Annotated in this window: 15 protein-coding genes, 1 tRNA gene and 1 pseudogene; 7 read left to right on the forward strand and 10 right to left on the reverse strand. The window is 50.4% G+C overall.

Translation table 11 applies throughout. The features are described from left to right. Positions 1-13: 13 nt before the first annotated feature. The 6 genes from BEQ56_05605 to BEQ56_05630 are packed head-to-tail and all read right to left on the reverse strand — an operon-like array spanning position 14 to position 5789. Positions 14-1483, reverse strand: a complete 1470-nt coding sequence (locus tag BEQ56_05605; protein ID AOH42998.1) for a methylaspartate mutase subunit E — start codon at positions 1481-1483, stop codon at positions 14-16. After that, complete coding sequence (locus tag BEQ56_05610; protein AOH42999.1) at positions 1476-2861, reverse strand: MutL protein; 1386 nt, start codon at positions 2859-2861, stop codon at positions 1476-1478. Before BEQ56_05610 ends, BEQ56_05605 begins: the two co-directional genes overlap by 8 nt. 27 nt (positions 2862-2888) lie before the next feature. Then, positions 2889-3323, reverse strand: a complete 435-nt coding sequence (locus BEQ56_05615) for a methylaspartate mutase subunit S (protein AOH43000.1) — start codon at positions 3321-3323, stop codon at positions 2889-2891. A 21-nt stretch (positions 3324-3344) separates the two neighbouring features. Continuing rightward, a complete protein-coding gene (locus BEQ56_05620) occupies positions 3345-4361 on the reverse strand; it encodes a hypothetical protein (GenBank protein AOH43001.1) in 1017 nt (338 codons plus the stop codon). A 13-nt stretch (positions 4362-4374) separates the two neighbouring features. Next, on the reverse strand, positions 4375-4965 hold the full coding sequence (locus tag BEQ56_05625; protein ID AOH43002.1) for a fumarate hydratase: 591 nt from the start codon (positions 4963-4965) through the stop codon (positions 4375-4377). Further along, positions 4950-5789, reverse strand: coding sequence for a fumarate hydratase (locus BEQ56_05630; GenBank protein ID AOH43003.1), 840 nt, complete (start codon positions 5787-5789; stop codon positions 4950-4952). The genes BEQ56_05625 and BEQ56_05630 overlap by 16 nt, the downstream gene beginning before the upstream one ends. A gap of 210 nt (positions 5790-5999) precedes the next feature. On the opposite strand from BEQ56_05630, the gene BEQ56_05635 reads away from it, so the two are divergent. Further along, a tRNA-Lys gene (locus BEQ56_05635) sits at positions 6000-6075 on the forward strand. A gap of 304 nt (positions 6076-6379) precedes the next feature. Continuing rightward, complete coding sequence (locus BEQ56_05640) at positions 6380-8983, forward strand: ATP-dependent chaperone ClpB (GenBank protein ID AOH43004.1); 2604 nt, start codon at positions 6380-6382, stop codon at positions 8981-8983. 173 nt (positions 8984-9156) lie between these two features. Here the strand turns inward: BEQ56_05640 and BEQ56_05645 are convergent, their stop codons facing one another. Both BEQ56_05645 and BEQ56_05650 read right to left on the reverse strand, forming a co-directional pair. Then, the gene (locus BEQ56_05645) at positions 9157-10665 is read right to left on the reverse strand and encodes a hypothetical protein (GenBank protein ID AOH43005.1); all 1509 of its coding nucleotides are present in this window, start codon (positions 10663-10665) and stop codon (positions 9157-9159) included. An 11-nt stretch (positions 10666-10676) separates the two neighbouring features. Continuing rightward, positions 10677-12427 (reverse strand): annotated as a pseudogene (locus BEQ56_05650) (hypothetical protein). Between the two features lie 213 nt (positions 12428-12640). Between BEQ56_05650 and BEQ56_05655 the strand changes: the two are divergent. The 5 genes from BEQ56_05655 (at position 12641) to BEQ56_05675 (ending at position 17853) form a co-directional block, all read left to right on the forward strand. Then, complete coding sequence (locus tag BEQ56_05655; protein ID AOH43006.1) at positions 12641-13660, forward strand: sugar ABC transporter substrate-binding protein; 1020 nt, start codon at positions 12641-12643, stop codon at positions 13658-13660. A gap of 81 nt (positions 13661-13741) precedes the next feature. After that, positions 13742-15262 carry a lipase gene (locus BEQ56_05660; GenBank protein ID AOH43007.1) on the forward strand — a complete coding sequence of 507 codons (1521 nt, stop codon included), beginning with the start codon at positions 13742-13744 and terminating at the stop codon, positions 15260-15262. Positions 15263-15265: 3 nt separating this feature from the next. Further along, on the forward strand, positions 15266-16264 hold the full coding sequence (locus tag BEQ56_05665; GenBank protein AOH43008.1) for an inner-membrane translocator: 999 nt from the start codon (positions 15266-15268) through the stop codon (positions 16262-16264). Between the two features lie 8 nt (positions 16265-16272). Beyond that, positions 16273-17265, forward strand: a complete 993-nt coding sequence (locus BEQ56_05670) for an inner-membrane translocator (protein AOH43009.1) — start codon at positions 16273-16275, stop codon at positions 17263-17265. 6 nt (positions 17266-17271) lie between these two features. Further along, a complete protein-coding gene (locus tag BEQ56_05675; GenBank protein AOH43010.1) occupies positions 17272-17853 on the forward strand; it encodes a 6-phospho-3-hexuloisomerase in 582 nt (193 codons plus the stop codon). Between the two features lie 115 nt (positions 17854-17968). Here the strand turns inward: BEQ56_05675 and BEQ56_05680 are convergent, their stop codons facing one another. Together BEQ56_05680 and BEQ56_05685 are read right to left on the reverse strand one after the other, a co-directional pair. Beyond that, positions 17969-19192, reverse strand: a complete 1224-nt coding sequence (locus BEQ56_05680; GenBank protein ID AOH44422.1) for a hypothetical protein — start codon at positions 19190-19192, stop codon at positions 17969-17971. A 105-nt stretch (positions 19193-19297) separates the two neighbouring features. Next, complete coding sequence (locus BEQ56_05685; GenBank protein ID AOH43011.1) at positions 19298-20101, reverse strand: hypothetical protein; 804 nt, start codon at positions 20099-20101, stop codon at positions 19298-19300. Positions 20102-20120: the final 19 nt, after the last annotated feature.

Consider the following 20120-nt stretch of genomic DNA (forward strand, 5'->3'; position numbering starts at 1 on the left):
TTGTTGGGATGGGTCAGCGCGGACGACCGACGAGGCGGCCCTTGCTGATCGCGTAGACGTCGTCAATGACCATCTGGAATGACGCCTGACGTTTTTCATAGGCCGCGCGTTCGTTGATTTTCTGTTTATGGAAATCGAGAAGTGCGGGCGTCAGCGGGAGCGCGCCGGGATGGAAGATCCGGACCGCGCCGCGGTTATCGCGCGCGGGAAGAAGCTTCCCGGCGTTATACTTGCTGGGTGCGAACGGGATATCGAGGAATCCGGCCTGGAACGCGCGGACGACGCCGGCGGCGATGCTGCCTTCTCCGATCTCGATGACTTTATCGACGATGCAGCGGGTTTCTTCCTCGATCAGCGCCTGCTCCTCGCTGAGCGACGCCCTGTCGGGCATCTGGTCGCGCAGCATGGTGATCATCTGTTTAGTAGCGCGCAGGCCGGCGGCGTTGGCTTCCATCGTGGGAACGCCGATCGCTTCCTGCGGCGTTTTGACGATGACCTTGGTTGCTTTCGAGAGGGCGGCGACGGCTGACCCCCAGCAGATAACGGCGTAAGCTTTGGCTTCGTCCTGCGGGAAGCCGCCCATCCATTGATGCAGCACGGTGGTAATTTCCGCGTCGGCGTAGCCGAATTTTTCCATGTACTCTTTCGTCAGTTCGCGAAGCACGATCATCGCCGCGACATCCTGAACCAGGTTCCCGCATTGCCCATAGCCGACGGTCAGATTCCGGACGCCCTGTTCGGCGGCGAGGAGCGATTCGAGGATCGCGACGGAATGCGAGATGCAGGGGGGAACGAGCGTTCCGGTCAGCGGTCCGTAGGGCTCGCGATTGATCTTGATGCCCGCTTCCTGATACAGCCCGGTGAGACGATCGACGTACTGCCAGTCGCGGATCGTTTTTTCGAGAGATACGCTTTTCGCGTAGGGGATATTATAGGAAATTCCGCCGCCTTCGAAAGACGTGAACCCGGAGGCGTAGCAGATTTCCGCCAGCAGCCGTGCGTCGGGGGTCCCGTGACGGATCTGGACCGGGATATCGAGGAGCTCGACGATTTGGCGGTTGGTTTCGACGCCGTGATTGACGGCGGGATATCCGTTCAGCATTGCGCGCCCGGAGCTCAGCGATTCCTGGATCCCGTTTTCCGCTTCGCGGTAGCGGTTTTGGCGGGTGTAGCTGTCGATCGTCGTCGGAAGCAGGTCGGCTTCGCCTTCGTTCTGCAAATAGGTCAGAAGCTTGATATGTTCGGCGATGAGTGGGACGCCGGCGCGCGGCTGGATTAAGGTGATATGCTGATCGTCGGCGAGTTTCAGCTTTTCCGGAAATTTTTTCGATTCAGGAAGCTGCTGATGATATTCGAAGGCGTCGTCGAGATCGACGTCGGCGCCGGTTTTCCAGCCGCTCAGGACTTCGCGCCGTTCGACCATGAACGGATCTAATGGCAGCCGGTTATCCGACAGCTGATGAGAAGGGGTTGTCTCAGGCATGGATGATTTCCTTTTTCATGATGGAGAGCGCTGATTCGGGATTGATTTCGGATAGGACGCCCATCGCGGAGAGAATATATTTTTTATCCAACAGGACGTCGACCCGGTTCGGCCGGAGCGAGCTGGGGAATTCCTTCGAATAGGAAGCGAAGGCGGCGATTTCCCGCGGCGCGGCGGCATGGATCAGCGCGCCGCCGATCAGGACGACGGTTTCGATTGAGCGAAGGTCTTTTCCTTCCTGAATAAAGATTTGTCCTGCCGGCGTGTACGATTCTTCGATCGTTCCTGCGTGGCGGATCGTCGCCGCCTGAACCGCCGCGCAGGCGAACGCGTGATCCAGGCGGGCTTCCCGTTCGTTCCGTGGGAGGAGTCCGTGATTGGCCTGAACCTTGTCCGCCCAGGCGTTGACTTCGTCGACGCTGGTATCCGCGATCCGCGCGATCCGCTCCGCGCCGGCGGCTTCGAGGATGCCATGGATACTGATCCTCATGCCGATATCGCCTTCGACAGATCGCTTTTCATATGGATCGATCAGGCCCTTCAGGTATGTATTCGAGTTCTCGGGAGCGCCGTCCGCGATCGAGTAAACGTCGGTCGTCGCTCCGCCCAGATCGACCGCCATGAGCGGGCCGAGGCCGGGGTTTTGATTGACGCCCTTTGACAGGAGCGTCAGCGCTTTCAGGACGGATACCGGCGTCGGCATGGTAATTTCTCCCATGATGGTTTCCATTCGGCTCAGCCCTTTGGCGTGAATAATTTGCGAGAGGAAGGTTTTCCGGATCTGATCCTGAACCGGCCGGATATTCAGCTGGTCGAGCCTGGGGAGGACGTTCGGCGTTATCATCGCCGGTTTCCCGGCCGCGCTCAGGATTTTACAGCATTCGTCCGCCGCGTTCCGGTTCCCGGCGATCAGGATCGGACAGTCGATCCCGGATCGTGCCAGACGTTCAGCGTTGGTCAGAATGCATTTTTCATCGCCCCCGTCGGTCCCGCCTGTCAGCAGGAACAGGTCCGGGCGTGAGTTGAGGATAAAATCGATATCGCTGCCGGTTAATTTTCCGGCGAAGACCTTCAGGATTTTTCCGCCGCCGCCCAACGCGGCTAAGCGCGCCGCTTTCGCGGTCAGCTCGAGAACGAGCCCTGAGACGATAATCCGAAGCCCGCCCGCTGCGCTCGAACAGGCGCGGATTGTCGGAAAGGCGAGCGGGCCGGCCGTCCGTTCAAGGAGGGCGCGCGCGCTGCGGAGCCCTTCGCTGATATCGGTTTCGACGGTCGTCGGACTTTGCGCCGTGCCCAGGATTTCTTCCGCGGCTTCGTCGACCGCGACAAGCTTTGTATAGGTGCTCCCAAAGTCAATTAACAGCGTCGCGTCTCTCATTCGCAGCTCCTCAGAACCCGTCCGGCGTCAGGCGCTTTCCTCGGCGACCTCGACGCCGAGGTCCTGTTTCAGGAGGCGAACGCCGTCTTCCGGATCGGTCCCGGGCGGAAAGACGCGGTTGAACCCCATGTCAAGGAAGCGTTTTTCGACGTCTTCGAACTTCTGTTTCCCAACGACGATATTTCCGCCGATATAGAGGAGGATATCGCCGATTCCCGCTTCGATGCATTTATCGCGCATTCCGCGGCAGTCCAATTCGCCATGGCCGTAGAGCGAGGAGACGATAATCGCGTCGGCGTTGGTTTCGATCGCCGCGTTAATGAATTCATCCTGACTGACCATGACGCCTAAGTTGATGACTTCGAATCCGGCCTGCGTAAAAGCGAAATCGAGGATCCGAATCCCGACGGCATGAACATCCGCGCCAATGACGCCTATGACGAGTTTTTTCTTACGTTCCAAGGGAGACTTCCTTTCTTCCTTTCAGCCGACAGCGGCTTTTTGTAACTGGATTTCGGTTGATTCGATCAGATTTTTCGCGAACAGCATTGAACCGTGGTCCATCTGATATTCGAAGCGGATGACTTTTCCTCCGGCTTGTTCGAATTCCCTGATTTTCTCCTTTTCAGCTTTGGAGCTGAAGCGTTCGTAGTTGCTTGGGACGATAATTGCGTCGTAGGTTTCGGAACCGGAAATTGGTAAATTGGTTTCGGCGCTGAGATGAATAACGTCCGGCTTGGACTGGATATCGCTGTATTTGTGCATGGCCTTGAGCATGATCCCGATGAATTCATGGCTCAGTGCGACGAGAGCGATTTTATCGGTCGGGTTGAGCTTTGCGATCGCTGAAATCGTTTCGGCGGTCGGCGAAAGCGCGAGCGCGTAAACTTTGACGCGGCCTTCGATGGCCTCGTTGATCGACGATTCATGCGTCGTCGTTGTGAAAACGAGATTGAGATCGTCCGGAAGGCGGTCGGGGAAGCTCAGGATCGTTTCGAGGCCATATTCAAAAATATCGGATTCGTTGAATTCGGCGATCTGATCAGCGATCATGTGCCGGGCCTCGGGGTTGCAGTCGATAATCCCAATCGTCAGGCTGGCGGTTTCATGCGCCAGCTTCCGGTATTTCAGGTCCAGCAGGATCCGGATATCGGAGAACGAAAAGCCCATCCGGCCGAGATCCTGAAAAAGGCGGTCGATCGCTTTTTCGGCACGCGCCTGATTGCTGGTGACGAGGGTCCCCGAAGGTTCGCGTTGCTGGGCGGCGCGCTTCGTATCTAAGACGATCGTTCCCCGCCCCTGGATCATCGTGACATAGCCTTCTTCGGTCAGGACCTTGTATGCCTGCTTGATCGTTCCCGGGCTGAGCGCTGCCTCCTCGGCCGCGTTCAGGATCGACGGTAACCGGTCGCCAGGTTTTATTTCTCCGCGCTCGATTTTTTCGCGAATCGAGGCGGCGTATTGCGCGTAGAGACTGATTTTGCTGTGGGTTTCAATCATGTTTGCAGATTCCTTATGCTGTTATTTTTCTCCAGGCCTTAGGGCCGGTTTCGTATAGGTAATTGCCTGAAAAATCGGTAATCACGGTCGCCGGAAAATCGCTGAAGATCAGTTTCTGAACGGCTTCGGTCCCAAGCTCCGGAAACGCGATGACTTCCGCGGCGAGGATCCTTTTTGAGAGGAGGATGCCGGCTCCGCCGGTCGCCGCGAAATAGACAGCCCGGTTCTCGGTCAGGCTTTTTCGGACAGCTTCGCTGCGGTAGCCTTTGCCGATCACGCCTTTAACGCCCAAACTGAGGAGCTTCGGCGTATACGCGTCCATTCGCGAAGCGGTTGTCGGCCCTGCGGAGCCGATAACGAGTCCGGGCGGCGCCGGGGTCGGCCCAACGTAATAGATTACGGCGCCGGCGGGATCAAAAGGAAGCGTTCCCCCGCCGTCGAGGAGCTCGATCATCTTTTTATGCGCGGCGTCTCGGGCCGTGAAAACCGTTCCGCTGATCAGGACGCGGTCGCCCGCGTTCAGGCGCGTCAGTTCCGATAGCGTATCGGCGTCGGTAAAAGGGGCGGTAAGTCGTATGGGATTCATTGTTACAGAGTCCTTGATTCGTGTCGCGCGGCGTGGCAGTTGATATTGACCGCGACGGGCAGCGCGGCAATATGGGTCGGGAGGGTTTCAATGAAGATCGCTAAAACGGTCGTGCGTCCGCCGAATCCCTGCGGCCCGATTCCGCTTCGATTAGCGGCGTCTTCCAGGTCTTTTTCCATTTGCGCGATTTTGGGGTCCGGATGGCGCGAGCCGATCGTCCGGAGGAGCGCGCGTTTCGCAGATTCGGCGACTTTATCGAACGAGCCGCCGATCCCGACGCCGACGACCATCGGCGGACAGGCGTTCGGTCCGGCGCTGAGAATCGTGTCGAGGATAAAATTCCGGACAGCGTTTTCTCCTTCCGCGGGTTTCAGCATCGCCAGTCGGCTCATATTCTCGCAGCCGAAACCTTTGGGCGCGACGGTAATTTTCAGTCGGTCGCCGGGAACGATTCGGAGCGTGATCATAGCGGGGGTGTTGTCGCCGGTATTGATGCGATCGAGCGGATCGCTGACGATCGATTTTCGGAGGTAGCCATCCTGATATCCGCTGCGGACGCCGGCCTGGATCGCTTCGGTGAGATCGCCGTCGACGTGAACCTCCTGTCCGATGTCGACGAAAACGACCGCCATCCCGGTATCCTGACAGGAAGGAAGGTTCTCAGCCGCGGCCAGACGGTCGTTTTCCAGGATGTCTTCGAGGATCCCGCGCGCAACGTCGCCGGTTTCAAGTTCCTTCGCCGCGGTGAGCGCGTTGATGACGTCCGTTGGAATATGCGTATTGGCGTGGATACAAAGGTCGTGGATTGTATTTTCTATTTCTTTTGCAGGAATGATTCGCATGAATGCTCCTAAAGAGATAGTTCTTTTCGAATAGAGGCAGTTTATTGTTTCTGTATTATAGCTCACTATGACTGATTGGTTGTCAAGATCGGCGCAGGATGAATGGCACTTTTTGTTCAGGATAAATGTCATGTGCGGTCAGGATAATGAGTTTCAGGAGGCGGGGTTGCGTTCTGTGGAAAGGTGGTATAATTTTGGCTCGGTAAGACAGGCCTATTAGCTCAATTGGCAGAGCAGCTGACTCTTAATCAGCGTGTTCTGGGTTCGAGTCCCAGATAGGTCACAATATTTGGCCTGATAAATATTGATCGGGCAGTGTTATGTGTGCTTTCGCAGAGGCTCTGCCCGATCTGACCGGTAGCATATCTTCGGAAACCGAAAGCCCTGAATTTTCAACCTGAGATTTTCTTTACGGAAATATCGATCGCGTCCATCCAACGCCCAGGGACAGCGCGGGCAGAAATCCTCTGATCTTCGTCTAACTGATCTCTAATACGCCGTTAACAGCGACCGCCTACACTATACTTAGCTGACAGATCATAAGAATCGTACAGCGCGGCGACTCGCCGCGCTTTGAAGGAGGTCCATCCATGAACTTTGAACAATACACTCAGAAAGCAATCGAAGCCGTCAACCAATCGCAGCAAATCGCGCTCGAATTCTCACATCAGGCGGTCGAACCGGGTCACTTGCTCCTCGCGCTCCTTCGCCAGAGCGATGGGCTCGTTCCGGCGATCCTGACGCGCGTCGCTGGATCAGACGCCGGGCTGACCGCCGACGTCGAAAAATCGCTTCAGGCGCAGCCGAAAGTCTATGGCGGAAACGCCAGCCTGTCCGCGACCCAGTCCACGGCGCGCGTTTTCACTGACGCCGAATCGATTGCGAAAAATATGCGGGATGAATACGTCTCCACGGAACATCTCCTGTTAGCGCTCTGCGACAGCGTCGAAGGCCAACGGCTCAGCCGGTTCGGAATCGATAAACCCGCGATCCTGAAAGCGCTGAAATCGATCCGCGGGTCGCAGCGCGTCACCGGCCGAAATCCGGAAGACACCTATCAGACGCTCGAAAAATATGGACGCGACCTGACCGCCGCCGCCCGTCAGGGGAAACTCGATCCGGTTATCGGGCGAGACGACGAAATTCGTCGAACGATCCAGATCCTTTCCCGCCGGACGAAGAATAATCCGGCGCTGATCGGGGAACCGGGCGTCGGGAAAACCGCCGTCGTCGAAGGCTTAGCGCAGCGGATCGTCAAAGGCGACGTTCCGGAAGGACTGAAACAGAAGCGGCTCGTCGTTCTCGACATGAGCGCGCTCGTCGCCGGCGCGAAATACCGCGGCGAATTTGAAGAACGATTAAAAGCGGTCCTGAAAGAAGTCGCGGAAGCGGAAGGCGAAATTATCCTCTTCGTCGACGAAATGCATACGATTGTCGGCGCGGGCGGCGGAGACGGATCGATGGACGCGGGGAACATGATCAAACCCATGCTCGCTCGCGGCGAGCTGCACCTGATCGGGGCGACGACGCTTGATGAATATCGAAAGTATATCGAAAAAGACCCGGCGCTTGAACGCCGATTCCAGACCGTTTTCGTCGACGAACCGTCGGTCGAAGACACGATCAGTATCCTGCGCGGGTTGAAAGAACGCTACGAGATTCATCACGGCGTTCGAATTACCGACAACGCGGTTATTTCCGCCGCCGTTCTGTCGAACCGTTATATTACCGATCGGCAGCTTCCGGACAAGGCTATCGACCTGATCGACGAGGCGGCGGCGCGCCTTCGGACTGAAATCGACTCGAAGCCGTCCGTTCTGGACGATCTTGACCGCGATATCATGCAGCTCGAAATCGAGAGGCAGGCGCTTCAGAAGGAAGACGACGACGCGTCGAAAGAGCGCCTGACGAAAATTGAAGCGTCGCTGAGCAACCTGAACGAAGAATCAAAACGATTAACGCTGCGCTGGAAAAGCGAAAAGGACGCAATCGAGGAATTGAAATCGATTAAAGAAAGCCTCGACGCAACGCGCACTCGGATCGAGCAGGCGGAACGCGACAACAACTTAGAAAACGCCGCCCGTCTTCGCTACGGCGAACTTCCGGAGCTGGAAAAGAGACGCGCCGCGGCAGAGGAAAAACTGAAAGACATTCAAAAAGACGGCGCGCTTCTCCGCGAAGAAGTTAACGCGGAAGAGATCGCCGAAGTCGTCGGGAAATGGACCGGGATCCCGGTTTCGCGGCTGATCGAAAGCGAAATGCAGAAGCTGGTCCAGATGGAAAACCGGCTCCACGAACGCGTCATTGGCCAGGATCAGGCGGTCATCGCCGTCAGCAACGCCGTTCGCCGCTCCCGCGCCGGACTTCAGGACCAGAACCGTCCGATCGGATCGTTTATCTTTCTCGGTCCAACCGGCGTCGGAAAAACCGAACTGGCGCGCTCGCTGGCAGAGTTTCTCTTCGACGACGACCGCGCGATGGTCCGGATCGACATGAGCGAATATCAGGAGAAGCATACTGTTTCCCGGCTGATCGGCGCGCCTCCGGGATACGTCGGATATGAGGAAGGCGGTCAGCTGACCGAGGCGGTTCGCCGCCGACCGTATAGTATCGTTCTTTTCGACGAAATCGAAAAAGCGCATGCCGAAGTTTTCAACGTTCTCCTCCAGCTATTGGACGACGGGCGGCTGACCGATGGGCAGGGACGAACGGTCGACTTCCGCAACACAGTTGTCATTATGACTTCGAACGCCGGGTCGGAACTCTGGGCAAATAATCCGGAAGTCAAAATCGGACGAGATTTGCTCAATCAGGTGCTGCAGAAGACGTTCAAGCCGGAATTCCTGAACCGGATTGACGAAATTATCGTCTTTAACGCGCTGAACGTCGACGACCTGAAGAAAATACTGGCGATCCAGCTTCGCAGCCTTAAAAAACACCTGGCCGAACGGAAGATCGAACTGATATTGACGCCGGAAGCCGAAGCGTTCCTCGTCAGGGCCGGGACCAATATTGAATTCGGCGCGCGCCCGATCAAGCGCGCAATCCAGCGCGAGCTTCAGGATCCGCTGGCGATCCGGCTCCTGAGCGGTGAGTTCAAGGACGGCGATACGATCCTTGCCGATTATGACGAGAACGCCGGCGATGATACGGCGGGGATTACCTTCCGAAAAACTGCGTCGCCCGCCGGATAAAAACGTTCGGACTTTCCGGGAAGAAAACGGACGGGTAGCAGGGATAATTTGTAAAAAGATATCAGGGGAGATCAGCGCAAGATCTCCCCTGAGCCTGTTTATCCCAATTCCCTGTCAGCCGCCGCGTCCTCAACGTTGCGGTTCAAAAAGCCCTCGATCAAAGCATCCCCAAATTAAAGTCGGCCATATCGCTCACGATATGCTGAGGGAGAAAAACCGGTATATTTTTTAAAAATTTGGCTGAAATACTTCGGATTATTCTCAAACCCAACGCGTGCCGCAACGTCAGCGATTCGATCGGCTTCAATCTCCAACAAAAGAGTCTTGGCTTTGGTTATTCGCATTTCGGTCAAAAAATCTGAAAATTTTGAGCCCGATTCTTTAATAAATCGTCTGCTTATGTAGTCTTCATTCATATACAACACATTATCCGCAATCCATTTCAGAGACAGGCGGGAATCGGCAAGATGATTCATTACATAAGCCCTGATCTTATAGCTTATCGCTTTATTTCGTTGTGAGCTTGCTCTCTGCCTTCCAAGGCTCTTAAATACCATTTCTAATACCATCAAAATCTCATCAACCGAAGACGCATGATTAACGAATTCAATCCATTCAGTTGCCGCTATGATTGAAATAACGTCAATTCTTGAGAAAGCTGAAATAATCAAAGAAATTGTAAAATGCTTCGCAGACAACAAATCATTAATTCCTGCCAAGCTATTGCGTATACTATCTGGTTGCAAGCTCGCAATTCCCACATGATCATCAAAAAGAATGGCCATTTCCTTTTGAATACCACTATGCAAATTTTCATCTTTATCAATCGGGAATATCACGTCTGCGCTATAGTACACAATTCGGCTGGCTTCCCGGATCTCAGCCACAAAAGCGTTCATTAATTCAGACAGATTTTGAAATTTTGCAGTACACACTTCACAAAAACAGTCACAGATCCTTATTGATTCAGCCAGACTGGAATAGATTTTCTCTATATCCCCTGACCTTACAAGAAAATAGATATTCTGATCAGCATATACAACGGTTAATTCATTGCCTTCTCCGTAGAAACCCATCGCAAGATTGAATATATTACGAGAATCTGTTTCCTTAATACCCTTGACAAAAATCAATTCGCATGGATATCGATATAAATCAAGCAAATGCTCATAACGAGCAAGAATCCGCATCAAACGATTTCCTTTACAGTCGCCTAACAAACAATCTCGCAGCATGTTTAAAAAAGTATGATGATATATTATTCTTTCAATCTTACGCCTCTTGCCGCCAAAATCGTGCAATCGCGCCCTTTCAAAATCTGCAACGACTGCCTGCATGGCGTCAATAATCTGCTGTTCGCTGCATGGTTTCAGCAGATAATGCCTGACGCCAAATCGCATCGCAGCTTTCGCGAATTCAAATTCCCCATATCCAGACAAAATAACAAATTGAGTCAGCGTATTTATTTTACGGATTTTTTCTATCAGCTCTATACCCGTGAAGCCAGGCATTTTTATATCCGTCAAAACGATATCAGGGCATTCATCGATAATCATGTTATAGGCATCAGAGCCATCTTTCGCCAACCCGATCAGCTCTATTCCGAGGGACTTCCAATCGATCAGAGTAGATATCGATTCGCGTATAACGCGTTCATCATCCGCTATCAACAATTTATACATACTTCAGATTCTCATCCTGGAATCCGGATTCGCGCTACGGCGTGTTCAGCGTCGCTATTGAACAACGTCAGTCCGTATTCGCCGCCATAAATCAGGCGCAATCGGTGTTGAATATTTAGCAAGCCGATACCAAACCCATGCGGAACGATTTTTCCCTCTTCCAGTCTTATCAGGATATCGGCTGGAAATTGCGACCCATCATTAATCACCTCAACAATAATATCCTTCCCATCTCGATAACCGCAAACTTCAACAGTACATGAATCTATCATATGTTCCATCGCATACGTAATCGCGTTTTCTAATAACGGCTGAATCGTCAGTTTTGGAAAAGATACCCTGAAAAGATCAGGCTCGACAGAAAATCGATAAATCAGGCGATCTTCAAATCTGAGCTTCTGTATCGTCATATAATGATTCACGATTTCGAGTTCATCTTTCAGCTGAAAATTCGCTTCCGAAGATTGAAGTGTAATTCGCAACAACGCGCCTAACGATTCAGCCATTCTTGAAATTTCTATCGCGTTTATTACTTTGGCGCGCCAATTAACCGATTCAAGCGTATTATATAGAAAATGAGGATTAATCTGGTTCTCCAAAGCTTTCAGCTTCGCGTCTTTATTCAGGATTTCTTTTAAATAGTTTTCCCGGATCAGCTGCTGTATCTGACCCGCCATAATTTCGAAATGATGCTGCAACTTATCAATTTCATCCATGCTGGAATTTATTTCCGATTCCGGTTTTGACAGGTAAGTCAAAGTATTCCGCTCAAATAATATCATTTTCTTAACAAGAAGGTCGAATTGTTTGGCAAGCGACTTGCTGAGGAAGACTGAAAAAAGAATTGCGATGACAATCGCCAGGCACACAACAATTATATAAATTTTTGTCATATATCTAATCGCCGTCGCGATCGATCGGTAAGGAATCAGACATTTATATTCCCATGGGATCATTTCAAATATACCGTTCACATAAAAATAATGATTTCCAGAACTGCCTGTAAGACCATACGTCGAAACGGTAAAAGCCTTTGAATCCAGGAGAATATTTTCGGGAAGTCCGTCAGAATGAAAAAAGACGTTGTTTTCATGGCTGACGATAAATTTCGGGTCTTCAGGGAATAAAAACAACTGTGCCGAAGAACTGATCAGCTTTCTGAAATCCATTTGGATAATCAGGGTTCCAATATTTTCATAATTGTGATTGTTTACTCGCCTGTTATCCCTTGCGATAAAAAGTCCGAATTCATTGCAATAATCCGTTATCCAAACAGGATACCCATCGCCAGACGCAGCCGCTCGCAACACTTCATGATAAACGGGCATCGGGATCCGCTCCTCGCGGCCTGGATAACTTGATATGATATTCTTTTCATCTATAAAGTAAGATACGTTGACGACATGGCTATTCCGCAGGTTATGATGATAATCTGTTATCAGATACGATATCATGTTCCTTGCATTTTTCAGCTTGACGTCATTTTTCTCATCCGAGAGGACAATTAAATTCTTCTTTATCTCCTTATCGAATTTATCGCACCTGACATCGATTCAACCGCGGAAAGCTTTTCTGCGACAAAATGAGCCTCATAACGTAAGGAACCCGCAATAGACTGATACAAGAGTTTATTATAAGATTGAGAGATGATACGATATCCCACGAAATAGCTCATTGCAAATAACGCGCTGATGATCATAGTCAATATGATTATTTTAATGCATATTGATTTATTTTTGTATATAGCGAACAGGTTTTTAATTTTTTCATATGCATTTATCATACTTAAATTCACCTCAGTACGCTGTAAAATCGCGCCTGACTTATTTTATTCGAGATCAGATATTCGTTTGCGGGCGAACAACGGCAGGAGAACGGTTTTTTATACCCCAAAGTCGGGAAAATATATTGAACACTTCGACGCTGATTCATAAAATAAAGTCATAAGCAATTTCATACCCTAAAGGAGAAGAAGATGAAAAAATTTTATATCGCATTGATCCTCATTGTCGTTGCCTGTTTTCAAGTCGCAGTCGGCACCGCGCCGGTTTTGGCCAATGCGTCAGAACAACAGCAAATCGCGCCCGGCGATTTCAAGATCGTCATGATCGTGAAACAAAGCGATTCGTGGTTCGACGATATGGCCACGGGAATTGAGCAGCTGAAAAAAGATACAGGCCTGAACGTATCGGTACAGGTCCCCGAAACAGGTGATGCCGCGAGCCAGATCGCAATCATGGAAAACCTGATCGCGCAAGGTGTCGATGCGATCTGTATCGTTCCAAATGATCCGGAAGCGCTCCTTCCGACGATTCAAAAAGCGAGAGATGCTGGAATTGTCGTTGTAACGCATGAAGCTCCAGGCATCGCCGACAGCGTCGACCTTGACATTGAAGCGTTCGTCAATGAAGATTTTGGTGAATTGTTTGGTGAAAACCTTGCCGCAGCAATGGGCGGAAAAGGCGCGTACGTTGGTTTCGTCGGCGGACTTACGATGGAAACCCATATGGCGTGGTATAACGCCGCCGTTAACTATATTGCCGGGAAATATCCGGAAATGAAAAATCTCGCCGACGAACCCTTTGAAGATAAGAACAGTGTTGAAGGCGCGTATAACAAAACGCTCGAAATCCTGAAAGCTTACCCGGAAATCAATGGATTCTTTGATTGCTCCGCTCATGGCGGCGGAATCAGTCAGGCGCTATCGGAAAAAGGGAAAGCCAATGATATTAAAGTCGTTTCGCTTGCGCTGCCGTCCATGTCCGCGACCTATCTGAAAGATGGTTCCATGCAGCATGGCCAGGCTTGGCGCCCAGCCGATGCGGGTTACGCAACCTGCTACGCGGCATATTTAATCGCGTCAGGCCAAGGCGTTGAAACCGGCTCAGATCTTAAAGCCACAGGATACGATAATATCAACGTGGTTGACAATATTGCCTATGGATTCGCGCCGCTTGAATTTACGGCAGACAATATAGACGATTATAATTTCTAAGAATTGACCTTATAAAAGATCTGCCCGGCTTATCATAGCGGGCAGGTCTTTTAAATACGTTTCATCCAACACGGAGAATAAATGGAACCAATCCTGATTGCGGAAAAAATTACGAAGACCTTTGCCGGCGTCCAGGCATTGAAAAATATCGATCTGAAAGTCAATCGAGGAGAAATCCACTGTTTAGTTGGAGAAAATGGGTGTGGAAAATCGACGCTGATAAAATGTATTTCAGGCGTATATACGCAAGATTCAGGGTATATCATCCTGAATAACAATCGTTACCAAAAGCTAACAACAGGGCAGGCAATTCGAGAAGGCGTGCAGGTAATTTATCAAGATCTTTCACTCTTTCTTCAAATGAGCGTAGCTGAAAATATCGCGATTGAAAGATTACGCGCGGAAAACAGAAAAATTGTTAATTGGAACGAAGTCTATCGGATCGCAACCGAACAACTGCAAAAAATCGGCGTTGAGCTCGATTTAGACAAAAAGATCAGCGAGTCCTCAATGGCCACACGGCAACTGACCGCAATCTGCAGAGCGTTAGCGCATGACGCAAAAATCCTGATTATGGATGAGCCTACGACTACTTTGACGAAAAAGGAAGTAACCCTTCTTCTCAAAATCGTTCGCAACCTGCAATCAAACGGGATATCGATTATTTTCGTGAGTCACAAGTTAAACGAGGTATTCTCTATTGCCGACGTTATCACGGTTCTTCGAAATGGCGAAAAAATCGGCGACTTTGATCGAAACGAGCTTGATGAAAAATCCTTATCTAAACATATAACAGGAAGAGAAATTGACTACCCAAGATACAAAAGAACAATCAAAAACGATACGCCAATCCTTGAAGTCAACCAATTATCAAGAAATAATCAATTTACAAACATATCTTTCGACCTTCGAAAAGGAGATATTCTCGGATTAATTGGATTGCTTGGTTCCGGGCGCACCGAAATCGCGCTATCGCTTTTCGGACTGAATCCAACAAATTCTGGAACGATCAGGGTTGAAGGAAAAAATCTGAAAATTACATCCCCGCAAGCAGCGAAGGCAAACAAGATAGCGCTCCTGCCTGAAGATCGTTTTTCACAAGGTCTCTTTATGGGGCGAAAAATAACCGAAAACGTATCCGCGACAATTTTAGACCGCATTTCAAAAAGATATATCATAGATAAAAAGGAAGAGGATGAAATTGCAGAGGACTGTATCGCAACTCTGAAAATTCGCACGCCATCAAAAGAAACGATTATCAACACGCTCTCCGGCGGGAATCAACAAAAAACAGTCATTGGAAAATGGATGGAAACAAAACCCTCAATTTTTATCATGGATAGCCCTACGGTAGGAATTGATATCGGATCGAAAGCTGAGATATACCAACAAATTCACAGCCTTGCTACGGACGGAATGGCATTCATACTTATATCCGATGAAGCGGAAGAAATCCTCGCAAACTGTAACAAGGTGCTGATTTTACAGGATGGTTCGATAAAGACGGTTTTAGACGAGGAGGATTTGGAAAAGCCAGACGCAAGAGAAACAATTTTAGATATTGTAGGCAGCAAAGAGGAAAAAAACATCGAACGGGTATAAAACATGAAACGAAAATCAGACCAGTACCAAAAAGTTTTGATAGCCATCATCGCGCTCTACTGCGTTTTCGTAGGCGCTGTTAATCCTGCTTTTTTACAGGTTACCACCATTTTCGATATCGTTCGAACCGCTTCGACTTCGGTAATTCTTGCAATTGGATTGTTAGTCGTGATGATTTCCGGCGGGATTGACGTTTCCTTCATGGCGATCGCGCTTTTCGGAAGCTATACCACGATAAATATCATGATTTCGTCAGGCATTAATAATTTTCTCTTCGCCGCAATCTGCTCAATGGCTTTCGGAATTGTATTAGGGGCAATTAATGCCGCCCTGATTAATTGGTTAAAACTCCCGCCGTTCATTATTACGCTGGGAACGCAGAACCTCTTCCACGGGATCATGACAACATTCATCAGCGATAAATCTTTTGGGGCTGGGGTTTTACCAACGGGACTTCACAAATTTGGAAGCGGAACGCTCTTCAAAATTCAAACTGAGGATGGGATTGTCGGCTTGACGCTGTCAATCGTTCCCGTTATTCTGGCAATGTCTATAACCTGGTTTTTTCTCAATAGAACAATGATAGGAAGAGGGGTTATCGCCGTAGGAAACGACGAAGAATCGGCACGCCGCATTGGTTTCGATCCAAATAAAATTCGATTCTTTGTGTATATCTGGTCTGGCATTTTAGCCGGGTTAGCCGGAATTATATACGTCGCGCAAATCAATGCTCTATACCCCAATAAAATGATAGGAGGCGAGTTGCCCATCGTTGCGGCAGTCGTCATCGGCGGCACAAAAATTACGGGCGGGGAAGGCAATATCTTCGGAGCAATATTGGGGATTCTCATCATCTATATCCTGAACTCGACGTTGATCCTGATCGGGCTGTCCTCATCATGGAACGACCTTTTCACCGGTTCAATCTTAGTTGTCGCCATCGCGATCAGTTCTTATCAAGAGCGGCTTCGGAATCAAAACAACCTTATATTTACGAATTAGAGAGCGACATGAAATCATTCAGAGAAAAGCTATTTGAAGATATAAATTTTTCAATCTTGCTTGGGTTGGTAATAACTGTCTGCGTTTTATCCGCAATCCTTTTCCCGAATCTGATGTTTTCCGAAGCAAATATCAAATCGATGGCATTTCAGATTCCTGAATTCGGATTCCTCGCGTTGGCCATGATGCTATCGAATCTCAGCGGTGGAATCGATTTATCCATCATCAATATTGCGAATACGGTTTCAATTTTTTCAGCCTTCACGCTCAATGGAACCTGGCTGCCCTTGCTTCCCGAATCATTCAGAATTCCTGCGGCCCTTCTTATCGCAATTCTGTCAAGCGTTCTCTTCGGAATATTTAATGGGATCCTGATTTCAAAGACTTCCGCCCCTTCATTAATTTCGACGTTAGGAACGATGATCTTGTTCCAGGGGATCGGGATGGCGCTAACGAGCGGCGTAAGCGTCGGCAATATCGTTTTCTCTTTTACAGAATTCGGGAAAGCCGAGTTTTACGGCGTGCCGGTTATTTTTATCGTTTTTGCGGTGGTTTCAATTTTATTAACGATATTCCTGGAAAAGACTAAATTTGGCCGCGAGATTTATTTATATGGAGAGAATAAAGTGGCCGCGAGATTCAGCGGTATCAATACCGGGAAAGTTTGTGCATGGACATTTATTCTCTCCGCAATATTGTCCGGAATATCAGGATTGATCATCCTCAGCAGAGTTAATTCGGCGAAAGTCGGCTATGGATCGTCTTATCTACTCCAAACGATGATCGTCTGTGTCGTCGGGGGTATTAATCCGAATGGAGGAAGCGGACGAGTACGAGGGGTCTTTTTAGCTATTATCCTCATGCAGATCATGTCCAGCGCGTTCACAATGCTCTCCCTTTCTCCATATACAAAGAAATTAATCTGGGGTTCCGTATTAATCTTAGTATTGGGATTAAATCATCTGATCGGAAATATAAACGCAAAAACTGAAAGGAAATAACTATAAATGGATATAAATACGTTTAAAGACGACTATATAAAATTGTACGAGACCGTTTTGGCCGAGCACGAACAAGTTTTTCAAAATCAGAACTTAGACGAGCTCCGGGAAACGATCGAAGAAATCATCAAAGCTGATCGAGTTTTCATCATGGGTGTTGGACGTGAAGGAATCGCGGCGAGGGGTTTCGCAATGCGTCTGATGCATTTAGGAAAGGAAACACACTGGATCTGGGATGATACGACCCCAGGTATGGGGGAGAACGATTTATTTATTGCGGTAAACGGTTCTGGAAAAATAGGCCATATTCATTATGTGGTGGAGCAGGCAAAAAACACAGGAGCCAGAATCCTCGTCGTTACAGGGAACCCAAATGAAAAAACGCCATTGCTTGCTGATAAAACGCTATTCGTCCCCGCTGCCGTATTCAATGGAACAGACACGCGGTGTATCGAATCAATTCAACCCATGGGAAATTTATTTGAGCAGCATCTCTTTTTACTATTTGATATGATCATCATGCTGTCAGAAAAGGATTTGAACCTTTCCCACGAATTAATGGAAAAACGCCACAGGAATATAGAATAACCAAGGCCAGCGTCCTTACCGTTTCCTCGTTCTTCGCATAACTTTTTTCAGGCGTATCTGAAAAATACGCCTGAAAAAAATCTCGTCGAATATCCAACTCCCGTTCCACGAATGCCTACGCCTGCTCCCCGTCAGCCGCCGCGTCCTGCCTGAACAGGAAGACGCAAACGCACGCCAGCGCAAAGCAGATCGGCGCATAAACGAACAGCGTCGCATACGTTCCGCTCGAATCGCGCAGTACGCCGAACAGGATCGGGCTGAAAATCGCGGCCGCGAACGAGAAGAAATAGTAATACCCGGTGAACGTCCCCAGCTCAGCCTCGTCCGCAAAATTCAGCACCATCGGCAGCGAATTAATGTTGACGCAGGCCCAGCCGAGCCCCGCCAACAGCAGCAGCACGCGGACAACCGTCAGATTCGTAATAAAATTCATCGGCAAAAATACAGCGATCATTCCAATCAGTCCCAGCAGGATCGTCTGACGCCGGCCAATCCTCGCGCCGATAAACCCTGCCGGAATCGCGAACGCAACGAACGAGACCGAGAAGAACGCCAGCGTCATCGCCGCCTGCCCATCGGTCAGGCCAAACGTCGTCGTCGCGTACAGCGTAAAGAACGTCTCAACCGCGTTAAAAGCGCAGAACCAGAAGAAAATTGCGAACAGAATCAACCCCAACCCGCGCCGACGTGTTCGGTCCAGCCGTCGAAACGCGCCGAAGCCCCCGCTCCGAAGCGAATCCAGCTCCGATCCGCCCGCGCCCGAAACCGCCGAATCAGGAGATTTCTTTTCTTTGACAAAGACGAAAAGAAGAATGACCGCGACCAGCAGCGTTCCGGAAGCCATCTGGAACGTTGCGGCACGTCCATACGCGTCGGCTAATTTTCCGCCGACCAGGAACGCCAGAATCGCCGCCAATCCCCCCATCAGGTTGATAATCCCATTGGCCTGCGACCGCTGTTTTTCCGGCGTCAGATCCGGCATCAGCGCGATCATCGGCGAACGCCAGATCGACATGACAAAATTAAACAAGATAACGATCGCCATCAGCGCGAACAGCGAGCGCATCTGCGGAATCAGTGCGAATAAAATTCCGCAAACCGGCGCGCCAATTATAATGTAAGGCATGCGTTTTCCGATTGGCGTTCGCGTCCGGTCGCTCAACATCCCGAACAATGGCTGGAAAATCACGCCGAATATATTATCGATCGTCATGATCGACCCAATCAGCGTCGTTGACGATATAAACCCGCGCAAAATCAGCGGAACGAAACTGTTATACACGGACCAAAGCAGCGAAGACGAAAAGAACCCTAACCCAATCAGAAACGTCTTCCGCATATCCAAACGATTTCCGGACTTATCTGCGCTCATGTATCGACCTCTTTTCTTTATCATCAAGAATAAATCGTTCAACGGGTTTTCACCGGAAGGAACCCCTTAATTCTACCCGGCGCTGGCCTGTTTACCCTTCCATAAAGCGGTTCCGTCAGAGAACGCTCGAACCGCCGCCGCGGGATCATTCGTAATCACGGCGTCCGCTCCCGCCCTGCGGCAGGCTTCAAAACCGGAGACAGAATTAACCGTCCATCCGTGAACCGCGATCCCACGCCGGTGCGCCATGCCGACGAACGGGCCGAACCGCGCCAGGCGCCAATGCGGATGCAGCGCGGCCGCGCCAATTTCCGCCGCGCGGCGGAAAACACCCCAACTGAAAAACTGAAAGAGTAGTCCAACCTTCGCGCGTGGGTCGAGCCGTTTCATTTTCGCCATCGAATCATGATTAAAAGACGAATAGAGAACCCGTTCCGAAAAGCTCCGCTCGTCGACCAGCGCCAGAATTTTCTCCTCCATCCCCGGGTATGCCTCGATCGAATTCTTCAATTCAATATTAATCGTCAGTCGTGACGGCGCGATCAGTTCAAAAACCTCGTCCAACGTCGGAGCCGTTTCAAACGGCGCATCCGGGCGAAAGGCCGCGAAATTCAGCGCGCGAAGCTCCGCCAGCGTCATCGCCGCGATCCGGCCATGCTTTCCCGTAACCCGAACCGTATCTTCGTCATGCGTCACGACCAGGCGTCCGTCCGAACTGAGATGTACATCCAACTCGACGCCATCCGCCCCCGCGTCGATTGCGCCCTGAAACGCGGAGAGCGTATTCTCCGGAAACGACACCGACGCGCCGCGATGCGCCCAGACTCGCGGCTTGGGCACGCTTCGCGGAATATTCGAAAAACCTGAATCATTCATGGGTCAAACCGCAGCCTCC

It is taken from the genome of Anaerolineaceae bacterium oral taxon 439, from assembly GCA_001717545.1.
GTDB lineage: Bacteria > Chloroflexota > Anaerolineae > Anaerolineales > Anaerolineaceae > Flexilinea.